Source organism: Actinophytocola sp. (assembly GCF_036378875.1).
Classification (GTDB): domain Bacteria; phylum Actinomycetota; class Actinomycetes; order Mycobacteriales; family Pseudonocardiaceae; genus Actinophytocola.
On the sequence record NZ_DASUVO010000075.1, the window covers coordinates 78,030 to 97,644 of the forward strand.

The 19,615-nt window shown below is 69.2% G+C and carries 18 protein-coding genes; 7 read left to right on the forward strand and 11 right to left on the reverse strand.

Going from position 1 to position 19,615, the window contains the following annotated elements:
• Window positions 1-95: 95 nt before the first annotated feature.
• The 5 genes from VF106_RS21665 to VF106_RS21685 are packed head-to-tail and all read right to left on the reverse strand — an operon-like array spanning window position 96 to window position 5,368.
• Window positions 96-446, reverse strand: a complete 351-nt coding sequence (locus tag VF106_RS21665; protein ID WP_330841600.1) for an STAS domain-containing protein — start codon at window positions 444-446, stop codon at window positions 96-98.
• Window positions 447-462: 16 nt separating this feature from the next.
• Entirely contained in the window at window positions 463-2,277 is a 1,815-nt protein-coding gene (locus tag VF106_RS21670) for an AGE family epimerase/isomerase (RefSeq protein WP_330841601.1), read from the reverse strand.
• 2 nt (window positions 2,278-2,279) lie between these two features.
• Window positions 2,280-2,918, reverse strand: a complete 639-nt coding sequence (locus VF106_RS21675) for a DJ-1/PfpI family protein (RefSeq protein WP_330841602.1) — start codon at window positions 2,916-2,918, stop codon at window positions 2,280-2,282.
• Between the two features lie 18 nt (window positions 2,919-2,936).
• Window positions 2,937-4,532, reverse strand: a complete 1,596-nt coding sequence (locus tag VF106_RS21680) for a thiamine pyrophosphate-binding protein (RefSeq protein WP_330841603.1) — start codon at window positions 4,530-4,532, stop codon at window positions 2,937-2,939.
• Between the two features lie 11 nt (window positions 4,533-4,543).
• The gene (locus VF106_RS21685; protein WP_330841604.1) at window positions 4,544-5,368 is read right to left on the reverse strand and encodes a type 1 glutamine amidotransferase domain-containing protein; all 825 of its coding nucleotides are present in this window, start codon (window positions 5,366-5,368) and stop codon (window positions 4,544-4,546) included.
• A 197-nt stretch (window positions 5,369-5,565) separates the two neighbouring features.
• Here VF106_RS21685 and VF106_RS21690 point away from each other — a divergent pair, with 197 nt between their 5' ends.
• From VF106_RS21690 to VF106_RS21710, 5 genes are all read left to right on the forward strand, one after another.
• Window positions 5,566-7,206 carry an NAD(P)/FAD-dependent oxidoreductase gene (locus VF106_RS21690; protein ID WP_330841605.1) on the forward strand — a complete coding sequence of 547 codons (1,641 nt, stop codon included), beginning with the start codon at window positions 5,566-5,568 and terminating at the stop codon, window positions 7,204-7,206.
• 122 nt (window positions 7,207-7,328) lie between these two features.
• Window positions 7,329-8,780 carry an ankyrin repeat domain-containing protein gene (locus VF106_RS21695; RefSeq protein ID WP_330841606.1) on the forward strand — a complete coding sequence of 484 codons (1,452 nt, stop codon included), beginning with the start codon at window positions 7,329-7,331 and terminating at the stop codon, window positions 8,778-8,780.
• A 4-nt stretch (window positions 8,781-8,784) separates the two neighbouring features.
• The gene (locus tag VF106_RS21700; RefSeq protein ID WP_330841607.1) at window positions 8,785-9,093 is read left to right on the forward strand and encodes a muconolactone Delta-isomerase; all 309 of its coding nucleotides are present in this window, start codon (window positions 8,785-8,787) and stop codon (window positions 9,091-9,093) included.
• Between the two features lie 22 nt (window positions 9,094-9,115).
• Complete coding sequence (locus tag VF106_RS21705) at window positions 9,116-9,811, forward strand: EthD domain-containing protein (protein WP_330841608.1); 696 nt, start codon at window positions 9,116-9,118, stop codon at window positions 9,809-9,811.
• A gap of 702 nt (window positions 9,812-10,513) precedes the next feature.
• Entirely contained in the window at window positions 10,514-11,017 is a 504-nt protein-coding gene (locus VF106_RS21710) for a hypothetical protein (protein ID WP_330841609.1), read from the forward strand.
• Here VF106_RS21710 and VF106_RS21715 read toward each other — a convergent pair.
• The 4 genes from VF106_RS21715 to VF106_RS21730 all read right to left on the reverse strand — a co-directional run bounded on the left by VF106_RS21715 (window position 10,995) and on the right by VF106_RS21730 (window position 15,120).
• The gene (locus VF106_RS21715; RefSeq protein ID WP_330841610.1) at window positions 10,995-11,774 is read right to left on the reverse strand and encodes a hypothetical protein; all 780 of its coding nucleotides are present in this window, start codon (window positions 11,772-11,774) and stop codon (window positions 10,995-10,997) included. The two genes, VF106_RS21710 and VF106_RS21715, sit on opposite strands and share 23 nt — an antisense overlap.
• A 45-nt stretch (window positions 11,775-11,819) precedes the next feature.
• The gene (locus tag VF106_RS21720; protein ID WP_330841611.1) at window positions 11,820-13,040 is read right to left on the reverse strand and encodes a peptidoglycan-binding domain-containing protein; all 1,221 of its coding nucleotides are present in this window, start codon (window positions 13,038-13,040) and stop codon (window positions 11,820-11,822) included.
• Window positions 13,041-13,100: 60 nt separating this feature from the next.
• The gene (locus VF106_RS21725; protein WP_330841612.1) at window positions 13,101-14,207 is read right to left on the reverse strand and encodes a serine hydrolase domain-containing protein; all 1,107 of its coding nucleotides are present in this window, start codon (window positions 14,205-14,207) and stop codon (window positions 13,101-13,103) included.
• A gap of 103 nt (window positions 14,208-14,310) precedes the next feature.
• Complete coding sequence (locus VF106_RS21730; protein WP_330841613.1) at window positions 14,311-15,120, reverse strand: SDR family NAD(P)-dependent oxidoreductase; 810 nt, start codon at window positions 15,118-15,120, stop codon at window positions 14,311-14,313.
• An 85-nt stretch (window positions 15,121-15,205) separates the two neighbouring features.
• Here VF106_RS21730 and VF106_RS21735 point away from each other — a divergent pair, with 85 nt between their 5' ends.
• Window positions 15,206-16,057 carry a helix-turn-helix transcriptional regulator gene (locus tag VF106_RS21735; RefSeq protein ID WP_330841614.1) on the forward strand — a complete coding sequence of 284 codons (852 nt, stop codon included), beginning with the start codon at window positions 15,206-15,208 and terminating at the stop codon, window positions 16,055-16,057.
• Window position 16,058: 1 nt separating this feature from the next.
• On the opposite strand, the gene VF106_RS21740 is transcribed toward VF106_RS21735, so the two are convergent.
• The gene (locus VF106_RS21740; RefSeq protein ID WP_330841615.1) at window positions 16,059-17,297 is read right to left on the reverse strand and encodes a tetratricopeptide repeat protein; all 1,239 of its coding nucleotides are present in this window, start codon (window positions 17,295-17,297) and stop codon (window positions 16,059-16,061) included.
• 94 nt (window positions 17,298-17,391) lie between these two features.
• Here VF106_RS21740 and VF106_RS21745 point away from each other — a divergent pair, with 94 nt between their 5' ends.
• Entirely contained in the window at window positions 17,392-18,615 is a 1,224-nt protein-coding gene (locus tag VF106_RS21745; protein WP_330841616.1) for an AAA family ATPase, read from the forward strand.
• A 531-nt stretch (window positions 18,616-19,146) separates the two neighbouring features.
• Here the strand turns inward: VF106_RS21745 and VF106_RS21750 are convergent.
• Entirely contained in the window at window positions 19,147-19,605 is a 459-nt protein-coding gene (locus VF106_RS21750) for a hypothetical protein (RefSeq protein WP_330841617.1), read from the reverse strand.
• Between the last annotated feature and the right edge of the window lie 10 nt (window positions 19,606-19,615).

Here is a 19,615-nt window from a genome sequence, read left to right on the forward strand (position 1 = left end):
GTGGCGCCGGTACGCTCCGCAGGCTCCGCTCCACCGGCGCCATCCGCGGACTCCGAGCCGGCCTGACTGTTGATGATTCGCTCCGCAAGCTCCGCTCATTCGCCCACCGCTCGTTCACCCAACGCCGCCACCCCGTCCTCGACGGTGCTCGTGACCGTGAAGAAGTCGAGGAACCCGGTCGCCGCCATCACCTCGGTCACGTCCTCGGTCATGCCGGCGAGCGCCAACCGCACCCCGCTCGCGCGCACCTGCCGGTAGAGCAGCAGCAGCACCCGTAACCCGGCGCTGGACATGTATGTGGTCCGGCTCAGGTCGATCAGCACTCTGCCCTCGCCCGGTACCAGCTCACCGAGCCGCTCCCGGACGTCACTCGCGGTACTGCTGTCCAGCTCGCCGTCCAGCGCGACCACCGTGACCCCGCCTCGCATGTACTTCTCGATCTCCATCACGGCACTCCTATGCTTATGCTGCGGGGTCCACAGGGGACAGATGAGCGCGCACCGTGATGTGCGACTCGGTGTCGGGCAGCTTCACGGTCATCGCCTCGGCGTCGAACGCCGGGTAGGGCGAGCCGTCGATCTCGACCCAGTCCAACCGCACCCGGCCGGGCGGCAGTGCGTCGGGCGCGGTGCGCAGCACCCGGTCCGACTCTGGCCGCGGCTTGAACCACAGGGTCAGCGGTTCGCCGGAGATCAGCAGTCGCTGGTACACGGTGGCCAGGTAGCACAGCTCGGACGAGTGGTACATGCTCATCGAGTGGCTGCCCTTGAGCCGCTCGGTGCCGAGCAGGTACGGCATGCCGTTGGCCAGGACGTTGAAGTACACGCCGCCCTCGTCGTGGTCGAGGAAGAAGCTGTTGTAGAACGAGGACGCCTCCCTGGCGTGCTTCACGTAGTCCTGGTCGCCGGTGTTGCCGGCCAGGATGAGGTAGGCCAGGATCGCCTGTTCCTGCTGCCACCACGCCTTGCGGTCGTGCCAGACGTACCGGTAGTTCTCCTGGCCTTCCGCGAGCGTGCGCTCGACCACGTCGTACCAGCCGCCGCGCTGCCGGTCGCTGCCGACGTCCGGCATGGACCTGGCGAGGTGCTCGGCGAGCTCCACATAGCTCGCCTTGGGCCGGATCGCGTTCATCCGCATGAGGTTCCACGCGATCTTGAGGTTGTGCCCCACGACGGCGCGGTTCTCCTGCCAGCCCCACGACCGGTCCGGCGACCAGTCCGCGAAGAACCGTTCCTGGACGAACGGGCTGTCCGAGTCCGGGAAACGCGCGACGATCGTGTCGAACGTGTCCTCCAGCATGTCGGCGTGCCGCTGCTCGCCGGTGGCCAGGAACAGGTTGATCAGGTACGCGGGCGCGTGGTCCCCGACCGAGTTCCAGTTCTTGCGGGCCTTGTTGTGCCGCAACGAGTCCTGGTGCGGGCTGAGCAGCACCGGGTCGATGTGGGAGAAGTAGCCGCCGCCTTCCGGGTCGCGGAAGAACTTGTGGAACAGCCGCAGTGTCGCGTCGATGTCGGCGGCGATGCGGCGGTCACCGGTGACCCGGTAGGTCTGTGTCGGGCCGGCCAGCGCGTAGATCTGCTCGTAGGCCGGGATCGCCTCGTAGTCGTCACCGAACTCGGAGGTGAACAGCTTGCGCTCGGAGCCGTTGTTCACGTCGATCCCGTGGTACCAGTACACGACGTCCTCGTCGCGGTCGACGAAGCGCATGTGGTCACGCAGGTACTCGGTGCCGCGCTCGGCCACGTCGAGGAAGTCCTCGTCGCCGGTGAGCATGTACGCCGACGCCATCCCGTACACCAGCCGGGAGATCGTGTCGGTCTCCTGCACGTGCTGGTCGGTCTTGTCGCCGCCCAGCCGGATGATCGTGCGGTAGTCGGTGAAGTCGACCGGCGCCGAGCCGAACTGCGCGCGGCGGTAGAACCGGGCGATCTCACCGAGCTGTGCCGACCACCAGTGGGGCTCCTCGAAGTTGTAGTCGTCGTTCTTCCTGCCGAGGAACAGCAACCGCTTGGCCTCGAACGAGAACTCGCCGCGCTCCGGGTAGAACACGCCGTAGGCGTACAGGTGCCGGCCCGGGACGAGCAGCGAGGACAGCTGCGCGGTCGCGTCGACGTACGGCTGACCGAGGTTGCGCAGGAACTCCGCCGACGTGGTCGAGGTGAGCGCGAGCCGCAGCGGGCGGCCGTCGCTGGTGTTCACGTCGATGAGCTTGCGGTCGGCGTCGTAGCCGGTGACGTAGCCCGCCACGAGGTCGGAGAAAGTGAAGTCCGGGTTCATATTCAGGCTCCCCTGACGAGTTTGTCCACGAAGGACCGGCGCGCATGGGTCCTCGCCGCCACCATGTCGATCAAGGTGCGGGCGAACAGGTTGCAGTGATCGGCACTGCGGCCGGTGACGAGGTCGCCGTCCACCACCACGTCCTGGTCGGTGTAGATCGCGCCCATGTTGCGCGCGTCGCCGATCAGGTTGTTGTGGCAGGTGACCCGCCGGCCGCGGACGACCTCGGGGATCGGCGCGACGAGCCACATGCCGTGGCAGATGATCCCCTTCAGGATGTTGGGGTTGTCGAACGCGCGACGCAGCAGCCGCACCGCGGGTGGGAGCTGGTCGACGTGCTCGGTGTACCGCAGCCGGTCGGACACCATCCCGGACGGGACGATCAGCGCGTCGAGCGAGTCGAGCTCGGCGTCGTCGATCGCCTCGAGGTCACCGTCCACCGTGTACGGCAGGCGGTACTCGTGGCCGGTGAAGGTCATCGAAGGCTGACCCCACAGCCGCGTGATCAGCCGCAGCCGCACGCTTTCCTCAGCGAACCGGCGCAGGTAGTACCACAGTTCCGGCTCGACGTAGTCGCTCTCCATCAGCACGGCGATGTTCCGGCCGGCCAGCCGGCCGCCGTCGCGGAGATAGGTGTTCACGGCGGTTCCCCTCGGAAGTCAGGACGTGACCAGGTCGATCAGGAACGGACCGTCGTGGTCGAGCATCGCGCGGACGCCCGCCTCCACCTCGGCGGCCTTCTCGACCCGCAGGGCGGGCACGCTCAGCGACCGGGCCAGCTCGACGAACCCGAGCGGTGGCTCGGACAGGTCGAACGAGCTGGGGTAGCCGTGCGCCGGGATGTCCCGCTCCGCCCAGTACTGGTCGATGTTGAAGTCGAGCAGGCGGTAGCGGCTGTTGTTGCAGATGACGAACTTCGCGTTCACCCCGTACTTCGCGGCCGTCCACAGTGCCTGGATCGTGTACATGCTGCCGCCGTCGCCGGTGAACCCGACCACGGTCGACCGCGGCCGTGCCATCGCTGCCCCGATGGCGCCGGGGATGCCGACGCCCAGCGAGCCGCCTCGGGTGACGAAGTAGCTGCCCGGCACGCGGGGCGGCAGGTACTTCTGCAGTCCCGGGGACGCGGTCAGTGCCTCGTCGAACACCACGAGGTCAGGCCCCGCCTGGTCGGCGAGCTCGGCGGAGAACCGCTCGATCATCGGCGCGTCGTCGGCGAGCTCGGGGCGCCGCCACGGCTCGCCACGGTCGAAGCTCCGGTCGGGCAGCCGCGCGGCGAGGCCGGCGAGCGAGACCCTCGGGTCGGCGACCAAGCCGATGTCGACCGGGAAGTTCTTCGCGATCTCGTAGTCGTCCAGGTCGATGTGGACGACCTTCGCCCCGGCCATCGGGTTGTCGAGCAGCGGGAACACCTCGGGGAACAGGTAGGTGCCCACGACCAGCACGGCGTCCGCGTCGGCGACCGCCTGCGCGCTCACCTGGCCGAACATGTGCCCGAGATCGCGCCGCCACAGCGGGTGTGTGGTGTCCATGATCTGTTCGGACGAGTTCACGCCCCACACGGGCGCGCCGAGCCGTTCCGCCACGCGGGTGAGCTCCACCTGCGCCTCGGCCACCGCGACCCCGTCACCCGCCAGGATGACCGGGTGCTGTGCGTCGAGCAGCAGCCGTGCCGCCTCGTCGAGGTCCGCCGAGGACGGGGCCACCTCGCGGCTCGGCAGGCTCGTCGGCACCGCGGGCTCGGTGGTCTCGGCGTCCAGTATGTCCATCGGCAGCTCGACGAACACCGGCCCGCGTGGTGGTGTCATCGCCATCTTCACCGCACGCCGCAACACCCGAAGCAACGAGCCGGGGTCGGTGACCCTGGTCGCGTACTTGGTCACCGGACGGGCCATCGCCACCAGGTCGGCGGCCATCTGCCCGTCCATCGCGTCGTAGCGCACGCCGGAGCTGCCGGCGATCACGACGAGCGGCGAGTGACCACGCTTGGCCTGGTACATCATGCCGATCCCGTTGCCGAGCCCGACACCGGTGTGCAGCTGGACCAGTGCGGGGGCGGCGGCGGCCCGGCAGTACCCGTCGGCGATGCCCAACGCGACGGTCTCCTGGAGGGTCAGCACGTACCGGAAGCCCGGCAGCTCCTCCAGGATGTCGAGGAAACCCTGCTCCACGGTGCCGGGGTTGCCGAACATCGTGGTCATGTCGTCCGCCGCGAACTGCTCGAAGATCGCGACCTTGCCCGGTCGTGAGTTCATTCGCTACTCCACTACCAACCGTATCGACGCAGGCCGGATTCCAGGACCTCGACCAGCTTCTGGCCGCCGGTGAAGGAGTCCGGAGTGGACCGTGCGGTCACGAACGGGTAGTCGACGATCACCGAGACCACTCGGCCGACGTTGCCGTGGTAACGGCCGTCCGGCCCTGTCGCGTCGCGCAGGATGTACTCCAGCGGGTACGGCGGCGGGCCCATGTTGAAGTCGACACCGACGAACCCCGTGCCGTCCTTGTAGTCGTACTCCTTGCAGTGCCCGGTGACGTGCTTGCCCCAGATGATGCTCTTGCGGTCGTCCCAGTCACGCGCGAACGCCAGACAGCCGACGCCGTAGCACTCGGCCAGGATCGGCTTGTCCGCACGCACGAACGCGAGGATCAGGTCGTGCACCCTGCCGTTGTTGACGAGGTCCGCGATCGGGCCGCTGCCGCCGACGATGGTCATCGCGTCGTAGGCCTCGATGTCGGCGTCGATCTGGGTGAGGTCGCGGTAGTACGCCTCGAGCTTGCGCAGCGGGTCGGGATCGGCCAGGTACGGCCGCTCCGGGATCCACCCCTCCAGGCTCAGCGGGTTGTCCAGGCGGGCCGACTCGTCCAGCTCACGGGCGGCGACGGCTACTTCCGGAGTGGTCACCGACCGACCGAGCGGCGGGTCGATGTAGCCAGGGTCCAGGCTCGGCGGCAGTGCGACCGGCCTTTTACCGGTGGGTGTGGCGAACACCGTCTGGTAGCCAGCCTCGTCGAATGTGACCACCGGACCGAGCAGTTCCTCCCCCCAATAACCGAATTCGGAGAGGATCACCAGTATCCTTTTCGACATTTCTTCTCCTCAGCGTTCAGCACGCCAGAAAACGGTGCCGCACCAGCGAGTGAACCGGCCGCCCACCGACGAGCTCAAGAACCGGGTGGCTACTCCAACAAGTCCGCATCCTCGGTCCCGGACTACGTCAGGTGAACCACCAACTCGTGCGCCGAGCAGAGCACACTTCATGGGTTGAGAGCCGACAGGAGACACCCATGCCTTCGCAGCGCCGCCCAGCCCTGCTCGCCGTCGACGACGACCCGCACGTGCTCCGCGCAGTCCGGCGAGACCTGAACCACGCATACGCCGACCGGTACCGGATCCTCGCCGCCACCTCGGCGGCGGACGGCCTGCGGATCCTCGACCGGCTCGAAGAGCGACGCGAGGAGCCCGCGCTGCTGCTCGTGGACCAGCGGATGCCGGAGATGAACGGCATCGAGTTCATGGCCGAGTCGCTGCCCCGGTTCCCCGACGCGCGCCGGGTGCTGCTGACCGGTTACGCGGACACCGCCGTGGCGATCGACGGGATCAACCAGGTGCACCTGCACCACTACCTGGTCAAGCCGTGGGAGCCGCCGACCGAGCGCCTCTACCCCGTGCTCGACGAGCTGCTCGAGGAGTGGCAGGCCAGCTACCAGCCGCCCTACGAAGGGCTCCAGGTCATCGGGCACCGGTTCTCGCCGGCCACCCACCAGGTGCGCGACTTCCTCACCAGGCTGCTGCAGCCGTTCCGGTTCGTCGACGTGTCCGTGCAGCCCGAACTCGCCGGCGACGACGAGCTGCCGGTCGTGGAGCTGCCGGACGGTACCCGGCTGTCGCGGCCAAGCAACACCGACCTGATGGCCGCACTCGGGCTGCGGATCGAGGTGTCCCGGCCGCACTACGACGTGGTGATCGTGGGCGGCGGGCCGACCGGGCTCGCCGCCGCCGTCTACGGCGCGTCCGAGGGACTGTCCACTTTGCTCGTCGACGAGAACGTCCCCGGCGGGCAGGCCGGCACGTCCAGCCGGATCGAGAACTACCTCGGCTTCCCGGCCGGGGTGAGCGGTGCCGAGCTGACCAAACGCGCGGTCGCGCAGGCCCGCCGGTTCGGCGCGGAGCTGCTCGCGCCGATGGCCGCGATCTCGCTGCGCAAGGCGGGCCGCGCGCACCTCATCGGGCTGTCCGACGGCAGGGAGATCAGCGCCGGCAGCGTGTTGTTGGCGACCGGCCTGTCCTACCACCGGCTGGACGCGCCCAACGCGGAACGCTTCGAGGGCGCCGGAATCTACTACGGGTCGACCAACTCGGAGTCCGCGCTGTGCGCCGACCGGCACGTGCTGGTCGTGGGTGGCGCGAACTCCGCCGGGCAGGCGGCACTGCACTTCGCCAAGAACGCCACGCGGGTCACGATGATCGTGCGGGCCAACGCGCTCGGCGCCCGCATGTCGCAGTACCTCGTCGACGAGATCGAGCGCACACCCAACATCGAGGTGCGCACGAACACCCGGCTCCTTGCCGTGGACGGGGAGACGCACCTGGAGCGCGTCACCTTGCTGGACGGGGATTCCGGCGTGCACACCACGTTGCCGGTGGAGTACGTGTTCAGCTTCATCGGCGCCAGGCCGCACACGGACTGGCTGTCCGGTGTGGTGCACCGCGACGACAACGGTTTCCTCATCACCGGCCCGACGCTGCGCACGGTGCCGGAGGTCGGCTGGGACCTGTCGCGCGAGCCGATGCTGTTGGAGACGAGCGTGCCCGGCGTGTTCGCGGCGGGAGACGTGCGTGCCCAGTCGGTGAAGCGAATCGCCTCCGGTGTCGGTGAGGGAGCACTCGCCGTGTCGCTCGTCCACCAGTACGTGGCCGGCGCCTGATGAACTTCACGGAATAACGCCAAGCGCCCGTCCCGGCCTTGTTGTCGGGTTCGACATCGTGACGTAATCGGCTGTGCCGGCTCCGCGGCGCCGAAACAGAAATCCGAGAGGAACGGCTGGCGATGGGCACTGAGCGTACTCGGCAGGTAGTACGGAAATGTTTCTCCGATCTCGAGACCGGTGATCTGGAGGGCGTGCTTTCCGCGCTGTCACCGGATGTCGAATTCGACCTGCCGGTCGACGAGTGGAACCGAGTGATCCCCTATCTCGGCCGGCACGTGGGTGTGGCGGGCGTCCGGGACATGTTCGGCGAATGGGTGGGAACCGCCGAACTGCACGAGTTCGGCGTGCGGGAGCTGGTCGCCGACGGCGACACCGCGTTCGTGGTGGTCTACTCGCGCGCCGCACACGCCAGGACCGGGGCGGAGTTCGCCGTCGAGTACACCCACCGGCTGGTGGTGGACGACGACGGGCGGATCGCGAGCTGGAAGTGCTCGTTCGACCCGAACAGCGCGGTGGCCGCGTTCAACGCCGACCGCGAGGAGCGGCTGGTCGCCGCGACCTGGGCCGGTGACACGGCGCAGGTCAGCGAGCTCATCGGGTTCGGCGGCAACGTCAACCACCGTGACCCGGGCTCCGGCCTGACCCCGGTGATGATCGCCGCAGGACGGGCGGACGCCGCCACGGTCCGGGTGCTGGTCGACGCGGGCGCCGATGTGTTCACAGTGGACAGTCAGGCCGGAGCGACCGCACTGCACAAGGCATGTCAGGGTGGCAACCTCGAGGTGGTCCAGACGTTGGTGGAGGCGGGCGCGTTCGTCGACGCCATGTCGACGACGACCGGGCACACCCCGCTGATGGACGCCCTCTGGTTCAAGTTCCCGGAGATCGCCAAGTACCTGCTCGACAGCGGCGCCGGGCTCAACCTGTCCACGCACTACGGCTTCTCGCTGCAGGAGCACTTCGCCTACGAGCTCAACGTCAACACCATCGGCAAGGACCGGCTGCTGCTCGCCGAGCAGTACCTCAACGCGCGCAAGGCAAGCGACGCGCAGCAGATCGAGGACCAGAAGCTCATGGCGGCCGTCAACGCGGGTGATGTCGCGGAGGCACGCAGGCTGATCCTCGACGGCGCGCGGATCGACGAGCGGTTCCCGATCGTCAACGGCTTCAACGACGCGCACACCCCGCTGCTGGTGGCCTCCCGTGACGGGCACACCGAGATCGCCAGACTCCTGCTGGAGGCCGGCGCCGACGTGAACGCCACCGAGCCGACGTTCGGCGCGGTGCCGCTGCACAAGGCCGTCTACAACGGACACGCCGACCTGACCCGGCTCATCTCAACGTGGCCGGGCGTCGACCTGAACTTCCAGGGCGCCACCAACGGCTACACCCCGCTGCACGACTCGCTGTGGCACGGGTACGAGGAATGCGCCGGGATCATGCTCGACGCCGGCGCCTCGCTCGACCTCGTCGGGCACGACGGCAAGACCCCGCTCGACCTCGCGACCGAGGTGTTCGGCGCGGACCACCCGCTGACCGAACGGATCCGTGTCAACAGCAAGAAGGGCTGAACCGATGTTGTTCTACGTCCAGATGAAATGGAACCACGAGGGCCGGATCTCGCTCGACGAGCTGTGGGAGGTCGAGCAGGAGGAGGCCGTGCACGCGCAGGAGACCCTGGATTCCGGGTTCTGCGTCGGCATCTGGAAGGTCGCCGCGCAGAAGCGCGTGATCGCGATCATCGACTCACCGGACGCCGAGGAACTGGACCGCACCGCACTCGGCCGGCTCCCGATGCGGGAATACCTGGAGTTCGAGGAGGTCTGGCCGCTGCGCGACTACCTCGGCTTCGCCGACGACGTGAAGAAGCGCTACAAGGTCTGATACTTCGAGAGTGGGATGGCCAATGATTCACCAGCTCATCTTCGCCGCGCCTAAGCCGGGCATGACCGAGCAGGAGTTCCAGCGGTACTGGGTGGAGGTGCACGCGGTCAACTACGCGAGCAAGATCCGGCAGATCCGCAAGTACCTCATCGACACGAGAATCCCGTTCGAGGGTGCGGACGAACCACCAAAGTGGAGCGGGGTCGCCGAGATCTGGCTGGCCAACGACGAGGAGCAGCTGGCCTCCCTGCAGAGCGAGGAGTTCCTGCAGGGCGCCCGACTCGACGAGCCGAACTGGGCGGCGTTCTGGCAGACCGTCGTACTGGACACCGACGCACACGAGCTGCGCGCCGGCCCGGAGCTCACCGCCGACCCAACCTGGGTCAAGCTGATCGTCCTGGTCAAGCGTCGGGAAGGGTTGCCCCTGCAGGACTTCCGCGACCGCAGCCTGAACGAGCACGCCGAGACCATGCTCGCCGTACCGGGCCTGCGCCGCTACCTGCAGTGCCACACCCGCGACGGCTACTACGGCATCGGCGAGGCCGTACTGGACGCGGCATACCAGCTGTGGTTCGACGACGTGGACGCCATGCGAGCCGCACTGGAGTCCCCGGAGTTCAAGGACGCCGAAGCGGACCTGAAGACCTTCGTCGAACCGCGCTACATCCACCGCATGGCAACCGAAGAGCACTGGATCATCGGCCCACAGCCACGGTAAGCCCCGGCCGCTCAGTGGAGCGGCCGTACCCGTGGAGCGGCCGTGCCGGCCCCCGCTTGTGGTGGCCACGTGTTGAAGGACGCCTTCCTCGCTCCCACCGAGAGGAAGGCGTCCTTCATCGCACCCGGCCACTCACCGATGATCTCGTCGAGTCTTCGCGCTTGCGAGGGTGGCGCCGGTCAAGCCCGCGGGTGCCTTGGAAGGCGAAGTTGCCGTGCGGCGCGGCCAGCATGATCATCGGTGGATCTGGGTCGAGCGTCCCGAAGGGCACCCATGGGACACCAACTGCGAGGGTCGGGCCCGCCCGGGATGCCCTGAGTACCCTCGGGACGTTCAGCCTGAATCCGCTGATGATCTTGCTACCCCGCGAAGGCTCGTGAACAACGCGGGAGCGAGCTTCGCCCGCTCCGCGGGCCGGGCGCGCAGCGCCGGCCCGGAAGCCCAGCGCAAGCGACGAGTCCGCGCCCCGAAAGACGCTTTCCAGTCGTTGAACGTCATCAGCGCGTCTTTCGAGACATCGGCGATGCCCCGGCCCCCGCAGCGGGGCCGCCCGCTCACTCGGCCACGCGTGTCCTTCCGGGCATCACCTTCACGTCGTTGATCGTTTCCGGTGATCAGGTTGAGATGTGGTCATCGGTAACGGTTTCTGGGGCTTCGCGACTCAGGGTGCGAATGCGGCGGCCCGGTCGAAGGAGTAGGGACGTGGTGGGCTTCTTGCTCGGGGTGGTTCGTTGGATCGTGGTTCCGGCCGTCATGTTGATCGGTCTGGTGCTGGCGTTGGTCATCGCGCGTAATGCCGCGAAGGAGTCGGTGGCGCGGGTCGGGGCGTGGGCTGGACTGCTGGCGGGGCTCGTCGCCGGCTCGGCTTTCGCGATCACGCAGGCCGCCGCCGGGGCGCAGGAGCAGGCGACGGGGTTCCGGTTCAACGTGCTGTCGGTGGTCCTGGGTCTGGTGATCGGGTTCGGGCTGCCCTACCTGTTCCTCATGCTCGCCAAGGAGCCGCGGCTGGTGGGGCTCGGCACGCTGGTCCTGTCGTCCGCCAGTTCGCTCGGCCTGCTCAACTACCTGTTCTCTGGCGCGGTGCGCGACTTCATCATGCTGATGTCGATGAGCATGCTGTTCGGCCTGCTCATCTTCTTCGTGGTGAACCCGCACCGGTTCCCGGAGCTGAAGGTGCCGCTCGTCAGGGCGACGAACCCGCGCTAGGCAGCCCGCTCTGGCGCACCAGTGCCACGATCCCGCCGAGGAGCAGCACCGCCGCGGGGGCCAGCAAGCTCATCGTGCCGAACGGGAACACCACCATCGCGACCAGCACCACACCGGCCACGGCCGCGAGTAGTCGGCTGCGCTCGAACCGGGCCAGGGCGAGCAGACCGAAGGTGATGATCACCGGTTCGATGAGTCCCGGCGACCAGGCGCCCAGCACCAAGCCGACGCCGATCACCAGGCTCACCACGCTGATCATCGCCGCCGCGCGTCGCCACGGGCCGGGCCGGAGGTACGCCCATGCCCCGGCCAGCGCGCCGAGGCCCAGGAGCGGTAGCCCGACCGACGTGAGCAGGCTCGCCGGGTCCGGCGTCGTGCCGGCCATCCCGGCGGCGAAATACGCGACCGGCACGCTGAGGACACCAACAACCGCCAGCGTCACGTACGTGCGCACCGAGCCGCCCGCCCGCCGGGCACGCCAGCCGTACCAGGCCGCCGTCGCGACCAGCGTCGCGATGACCAGCAGGGCCCACGACGTGTCCCGCACCGGGAACTGACTCTGGTCGAAGACCACCATGATGGCGGTATAGCTCTGCTGCACGCTTTCGAACTCCTGCGTCGGCTCGTAGGCGAACCAGCCGAAGTCCTCTCGAACCTGCACACTGTCCCAGCCGAGCAGCACGAGCAGGCCAAAACCCAACAACACCAACGGAAACCAGTAGCCGTACCGGCCCCCGACCGCGGCTTGATCACCCATTCGGACGAGGCTACCGCACCATGGGGCGACGACACCGGCCGCCGGTCATCCCTTGCCAGGCGGGCAGGTCCACCGGGCCAGACCACCGGTGGCGTCCCGAATCGCGCGGGCGGTCCGGATGTTCCATTCCGGGTCGAGCGCGGTGAGGTAGGTGCCCTGGTAGTCGAAGACGACCTCGCGGTCCGAAAGCTGGAACAGGCCCCAGTTCCGCGATCCGTCGGCATGGGTCATCACCCACAACGGGTCGAGGTCGGTGAGGCACCGCACCAGGGCGGCGACACGGTCGGCATCCTCGGGGAAGACTTCACGCAGCCGGCGCTCGACCTGGTCGGTCGACCAGGTTTCGATCCTCGTGGCACCCGTTCGAAGGGCGCGGAGCGTTCGCTCGTCCATGACGCCGGTGGTCACCAGCCCGGCGTGGAGCTGGAAGATGCTCACCTTCATCTTGGTGTACGGCCCGTACACACCGTCCACGGGCATCGTCAGCCCGGCTCGGACCAGCAACGACTGGACCGTCACCACGCAGTCGCCCGTGTCTCCCATCCTCAACACGGCCGTGCATCGACCCTCGGCCGGCGGGGAGGCCGCCCGCAGACCGGGTGTCGACGTGGTGAGGCCGACCAGCAGGAAGCACGCGAGCAGCGCGACGGCGATCCCGCGTCGTGATTGGCGCCTCGCCGGCTCGTGATAGCCCTGCTCGGGGATGGCGTGGTGCGGCGCGGTCGCGAGCCGGTGCCGTGCCGCGAGCCAGCCCTCGACCTCCTCCGGCCCTCGGCCGCAGGCCCGCAGGAAAGCGCTGACCACAGCCGCTCGAGGCAGCGTCGTCCGAGTGAGGGCGGACGACAGCGTCGCGATCGGCAGCACGTCCCCGTTCGCCTCGGCCTTCCTGGCGAGCTGCCGGTAGGTCAGCCCTGACTCGCCTTTCACCGACCTCAGCTGCTCGACGAACTCCTGGCTCGTGCGTGCTCGGGCAGGTCGCCAGCTCGCGAGCACCACCGTCATCTCGTCCGGCGGAACGGCGCGGGCCCGCAGGCACGCGGTCACGAAGGCGTCGACGAACTCTGGCCGTGGCCGAGTGCGACGCCGCAGCACGTCCGACGTCGCGGCGACGGGCAGTGCGTCGCCCACCTCGCCGTCTCCCCTGGTAACAGTCCCGCCCAGTGCCCGCAGCCGCCGCGGGCCCGGCCGGCCCGCCCACCGGTGCAACCGCTCCAGTGCCCCGAAGAGATCAGCCGAGTCCGACGGAAAATACGGCAACTCCCCCATGGAGACCGAGTTTATAGCTCGGGCAAGGCCGCCGACGCCGACGACGGTAGACCGCGGTCGCTACTCGCACACCGCCGTCTCGACCGCCTCCCGCAGGTCGGCCGGGTCACCGTTGCCCTGCCTCCCGTTGGCCACGGCGAACGCCGAGCGGCCGTCCCGCGTGGCCGCGGTGAACGTGTCGAAGCCCAGGATGTTGCCACCATGTCCCCAGGCCACTCCGCCGCACGGGAGTGGGTACTCGCGGATCCCGAGCCCGTAGTCCCCACCCTGCGCGGGGACCGTCGTGCGCATCTCGGCCAGCAGGTCGCGGCGCAGCACCTTGCCGGACAGCAGCGCACGCACGAACGTGGTCAGGTCGGGACCGGTGGAGATCAGCGATCCGGCGGCGCCGGGGAGGCTGGGCTCCAGTTCGGTGATGTCGGTGAGCGGCTGGCCAGGGAACGCGAAGTAGCCACGCGGGTGTGGCCCCGGGATCGACTTGTCGCCCGGCCGTGGGTAGCTGGTCTGGTGCAGGCCGAGCGGCTGGATGAGACGGTCGGTGATCTCCGTGCCGATGTCGTTGCCCGTCACGGCTTCCACCAGCATGCCGAGCACGACGTAGCCGGTGTTCGAGTACGCCCAGTCGGTGCCGGGCGCGAACAGCGGTGGGTGGCTCAACCCGAGCGCGACCAGTTCCTCCGGCCGCCACGGGTGGTTGTTCGCGTTCGGGTCGGCCAGCACGTCCTCGACGTAGTCGGCCATGCCGCTGGTGTGCCGCAACAGCTGCCGCACGGTGATCGCGTCGCCGTCGTAGCCGTTGCCCTGGACCAGCCCCGGCAGGTACCGCTCGATCGGCGCGTCCAGCGACACCTTGTGCTCGCCCACCAGTTGCAGCACCACGGCGGCGACGAACATCTTGGTGTTGCTGGCCACCCGCACCCGGTCCCACGGGCGGATCGGCCGGTCGGCGCCCAGCTCGCCCGTGCCACTGTGGACAGTCCACCGCGAACGCCGGTCCTGCGCGTACACCATGGCGCCGGGCACTCCCGCCGCGACGTATTCATCCACAATGGACTGAACCTCGGTGTGCGCCGGCCGCGCGGCGGCCGGTGCCGCGGTCACGCAGACCGCACCCACCGCGAGCGCGACCGAGCCGGCCACCAGCCGCGTGGATTTCCTTGCCATCATCGAGAACCCCCTGTTCGGACGAACTTCGACGCTACGGGCAAGATCCGGCACGCGACCATCCGGCGAACCCCAGAAGCCGTACTACGGCTGGCCCTACCCCGGCTCAGGCCCGTGCACCGCCGTCGACCTTGAGGACAGCGCCGGTCACGTAGGAGGCACGGTCGCTGAGCAGCCACGCTGCGGCCTGGGCGATCTCGTCCGGGTCGGCCATCCGACGCAGTGGCGTCAGCGTCGTGAGTCGCTCAACGAGACCAGGCGAATTCTCCTGCCAGGTACGGATCATCTCGGTCGCCGTGCCCCCTGGGGCGATCGCGTTGACGCGGATGCCTTCCGGGCCGTAGGTGACGGCGGCGGACTCGGTCAGGCTGTTGAGCGCCCGCTTCATCGCGCCGTAGGCGGGCAGTTCGGGGTTGGCCATGAGGCTGCCGATGCTGGAGTTGTTGACGATCGCACCCGTGCCGGCCGTGGCCCGGATGGCGGCGATCTCGGCGGACATGGCCAGCCACTGCCCCTTGAGGTTCACCGCGTAGACCTGGTCGAAGTCGGCCTCCGCCATCTGGTCCAGCGGGCCGGGTCGCTGGATCGTCGCGCCGTTGTTGAATGCCACGTCGAGCCGGCCGAACCGGTCCACGGCGCGGTCGACAGCGGCACGCACGCTGGCCCCGTCAGCCAGATCGCACACCACGTAGTCGGCGGTGCCACCAGCAGCGCGAACCTCCTCGGTCACGGCCTTCAGCTGGTCCTCCGTGCGGGCCGCGAGCAGCACCCGGGCGCCCTCCCTGGCGAACAATCGCGCGGCCGCGGCGCCGATACCGCGCCCGGCGCCGGTGATGAAGGCGACCTTGCCGGCCAGCAGGCCGCCCGCCTCACTTGTACGGTCGTCCGTATTGTTTGTGGCCGTCGTGTTGTCCATGACCTCGAGGCTGCCCTCGGCCGACGAGCGCAACCAGACATTGGCGGTACCTGGCTAGCCGCGGCGGAAGCCGGACAATGGTGGTGTGGACAGGAACGAACTGGCAGCTTTCCTGCGCAGCAGGCGTGAGCGGATCACCCCGGCTGACGTGGGCCTTCCCGCCGGGACACGTCGCCGCACGCCGGGGCTGCGCCGCGACGAGGTGGCGCAGCTGACGTTCATCTCGACCGAGTACTACACCCGGCTGGAGCAGGGCCGCGCCCCACGTCCGTCGCGGGAGGTGTTGGCCGGTCTCGCCAGAGCACTGCGCCTGTCGGACGCCGAGCGTGACCACCTCCACCACCTCGCCGGGGCGCCACCGGGGCCGCCGCCCGGGCCATCGCGCGAGGTTCGGCAGAGCATCCTCGACCTGCTCCAGCGGCTGCCGCAGGCGGCCGCGATCGTGACGTCCGCGCTGCTCGAGGTGATCGCCTGGAACGACCTCGCGGCGGCACTCATGGAGGACTTCTCGGCCGTGCCGCGCCGCGACCGCAACCTCGTGCGCCGCGTCTTCCTCGGGCCACACCCGGGAGGTCGCAGGCTGTTCGGGGTCTCGGACGCGGACGAGTTCGCCAGCACCTCGACCCGGCGCCTGCGTGCCACCGCCGCCCGCTACCCCGACGATCCCGAGCTGACCGAACTGGTGGCCGAACTCCGCGCCGGGAGCGAGGAGTTCGCGCGGCTGTGGGACTCCCACGACGTCGCCGGCCAGCACCCGATGCGCAAGTCCTTCCAGCACCCGCTGGTCGGTCTGGTGACCGTGAACTGCGACGTCCTCGACATCACCGACCGGGACCAGCAGGTCGTGATCTACACGGCCGACCCCGGCTCGCCGTCGGAGGAGGCGCTGCGGCTGCTGTCGGTCATCGGCACACAGCGGATGACCCCGACCCGCTGAGTCATTTCGAGAACGCGCCGACCCACAGGGACACGACAGCGCCGAGGAACAGGAGCGCCACGGCGACGGTCGCGCCGGAGGCGCCGGAGGCGCCGGCCAGGACGGCCGCGATCGCCATCCCACCGATGACGACGGCGGCCACGGCACCGAACCGGACCAGCTTCTTCGGGCCTTCTTCGAGCAGGTGGGTCGAGCCGGTGGCCATCGCCCACAGCCCGAACCCGAAGGCGATCGCCATCAGCTGTCCCGGCCCGTTGATCTGGCCGTACACGGCACAGGCCACCGCCGCGGCGAGGAACGCCGCGAAGGTGTAGGTGGCCAGTTTGGCGTCGCGGCTCAGCAGGTTGCGGTCACGGCCGAGCAGCAGCACGCAGTTCATCAGCGGCTCGAGCGTCCAGCTCAGGAGCGCCAGCGCCGCCACCACGATGATCAGGACCTGCGCCCACAGCTGGTCCTCGGCCGGCCGCAGTACTCGCGTGAGGACGAGCGGCGCCACCAGCACCGCGATACGGGCGACCTTGGGCAGGGAGTCCAGCCACAGGCTGAACCGCAGCAGCCAGCCGTACAGGGGGTTTCGTGTCTTGAGCGCGAGGGACAGCCCGTCGCGGCTGTGTACGTCGGTGGGGTCCAGTCGGAGCGCGGCACGGTGGGCGCGCACGGCGGATCTGCCACCGCCCCTGTGCAGGGCGATCACCCCGCGGATGCGGTGTGCCTCCGCGTTCTCCGGGTCGAGGCGCAGCGCTTCGTCCACCGCGGCGTCCGCCTCGTCGTACCTGGCCAGCTGGCACAGAACGGCCGCACGCACCGTCGCGGCCGTCGAGTTCGCCGGGTCCAGCGCGGTGGCCCGCTCGACGCTCGCCAACGCGTCCTGGTACAGCTCCTGTGCCACCAGGACACCCGCTTCCTGCAGGTGCAACCCGGCGGCCTCCGGCGCGAGTGCGAGCCCTCGCCGGACCGCGGTGAGTGCTTCGGGGAACCGCTTGAGCCCGATCAGTGCCGCGGTGCGAACGGAGTACGCCGGCACGAGCTCCGGGTCGGACGCGAGTGCGGAACGGCTGGTGTCCTCGGCCGCTTCGTGCTGGTCCTGCTCCAGCAACGCCTCCGCGAGCAGCGTGAGCAGGGGCGCGCTGTCGGGTTCCGCCGCCAGTGCCTCACGTATGTGCTTCTCGGCTTCCTTGGCCCGGCCGAGGTCGAGCAACGCCCTGCCGCGCTGCGTGGCCGTCCGCACAACCTCGTTCATCGACCCCAACCTCCGCCGCCCCAGTTCGGGCATACCGTAGGGGCGCCGAGATAGTTGGTCAACAAAGTAAAGACAGTCGGGTACCGTGCGGCCCGTGACGCATGATCCGGTGATCGACGCGCTGCTCGACACGCTCGCCGCCAACCCCGACAACCACCCGGTACGGCTGCACGTCGCGCAGTTGCTACTCGACGCGGGCCGGTCGGCGGAGGCACTCACCCACGCGATCACCGTGCTCGCCGCCGAACCGGACAACATCACCGCGCTCCGGCTCGCGGCGGCCGCCGCCCGCGCGGAAGGCGACGAGACCAAGGCGGTCTCCTACACCAGGCTGGCGGACGCGCTCGACTCCCCGCCTCCGATGCGTGCCCCCGCGGTCCCCGACACGGCGGACGAGCTTTTCCAGCAGTGGACGGACACCGAGGCGGTCGCCGAGTTCGGCAGCATCGGCGCCGCCGGGGTAACCCTCGCCGACGTCGGTGGTCTCGAGGACGTCAAGAAGCGGTTGCACCTGTCGTTCCTGTCGCCGCTGCGCAATCCCGAGCTACGCCTGCGGTTCGGCAAGTCGCTGCGCGGCGGGCTGCTGCTGTGGGGCCCACCCGGGTGCGGCAAGACGCTCGTCGCACGCGCGCTGGCCGGCGAGTTGGGCGCGAGCTTCTACGAGATCGGGCTGAGCGACGTCCTGGACATGTGGATCGGCAGCAGCGAACGCAACCTGCGTGCCATATTCGACGTCGCCCGCCGCAACCGGCCGTGCCTGCTGTTCTTCGACGAGATGGACGCGCTCGGCCAGAAACGGTCACACCTGCGGGGCGGCGGTTCGGCCATGCGTGGCGTGGTGAACCAGATGCTGGCCGAGCTCGACGGCGCCAGCACCGACAACGAGGGCGTGTTCGTGCTGGCCGCCAGCAACCACCCATGGGACATCGACTCGGCGCTGTTACGCCCGGGCCGCTTCGACCGGACGGTGTTCGTGCCGCCACCGGACCCCGCGGCACGCGAGGCGATCCTCGGCTTCCACTTACGCGGCAAGCCCACCGAACGGCTCAACCTCGCCAAGATCGCCAAAGCCACCGAGGGCCTGTCCGGCGCCGACCTCGCACTCCTCTGCGAACAGAGCACCGAGACGGCGATGGAGCAGTCGATGACCTCCGGCAAGATCCAGCCGATCAACCAGCAACACCTGGAGAACGCCGCCCGCACGGTCCGCCCGAGCATCGGCGACTGGCTGGAGACCGCCCGCAACTACGCCCTCTACGGCAACGAGTCCGGCACCTACGACGAACTCGCCGCGTACCTGAAGAAACGCCGCCGCTAGCCTGCCGGCTGCCCTCGAGGCCGCGATCCGGGCGGCGCCCACAGCGGTGAAGGGAGCCTTCCTCACGTTGGCGTGGACGCCTTTGTCGCATGGGCCGCCACACCGTGGGGCGTCGGACCTGGAGTCGCCGATGATCCCGCTGGCACAGGCCGTGAGCCCCGCGCAGCGGGCTTCGCCCGCCCGCGTGCCCCGGCTTGCGGCGGATGTCCTGAAAGACGCGCTCATGTCGCTGAACGCCCCGAACGCGTCTTTCACGACACCAGCCACAACCCCGAACGCACCCTTTCCCGGCCCTGCACACCCGCTACCCGCGAAGCGCGCCCGACCAGACCACACCCCCCGCGCAGCACGAAGAACTCGGCGTCCTGAAAAGACACCCCCGAGACACGGGGCCGCAGCGGGCTTCGCCCGCGCAGGCGGGGCGCGGCCGCCAATGGCACGCCCGCGCCCCAGACGATGCCCTGAAAGACGCGCTCATGTCACTGAACGCCCCGAACGCGTCTTTCAGGACACCGGCCCCCGCGGCGGGCATCAGTTCTCGCCGGTGGAGTCGGAGCGGGTTTCTCCGTTGTCGCTGCCGTTGGGGGTGGTGTCGGCAAGTACCTGCCAGCCGTTCGTGGGTCGTCGGGCGGTGGGGAGGAGCACGGCCGGCCAGACGTACCGCTTCCGAGGGGGCTTCTTGGTGTTGTCGGTGGTGGGTGGGCGGGAGGGCACGTCCTCCCAGGCTTCGGCCTGGTGGTCGAACGCCTCGGCCGCCGTGCACACGGCCGCGAGCAGCCACCACGGTAGGTCGGTGCTCTCCGTGAGACCGCGCCACGCCGCCGCGACCGCGCGCGAGGTACTCGCGACGTCCGTCTCCGCCGCATTCTCGTACGCGCGGTAGGCGTGTTCCCATGCCGCGATCGGATCCTTGTCGACCAATGCCTGATCATTCCTTCGGATCGTGCCGCCACGCCACAGTCGCTCGACCGCGACGACGATGATCGACACTGGCGAAACG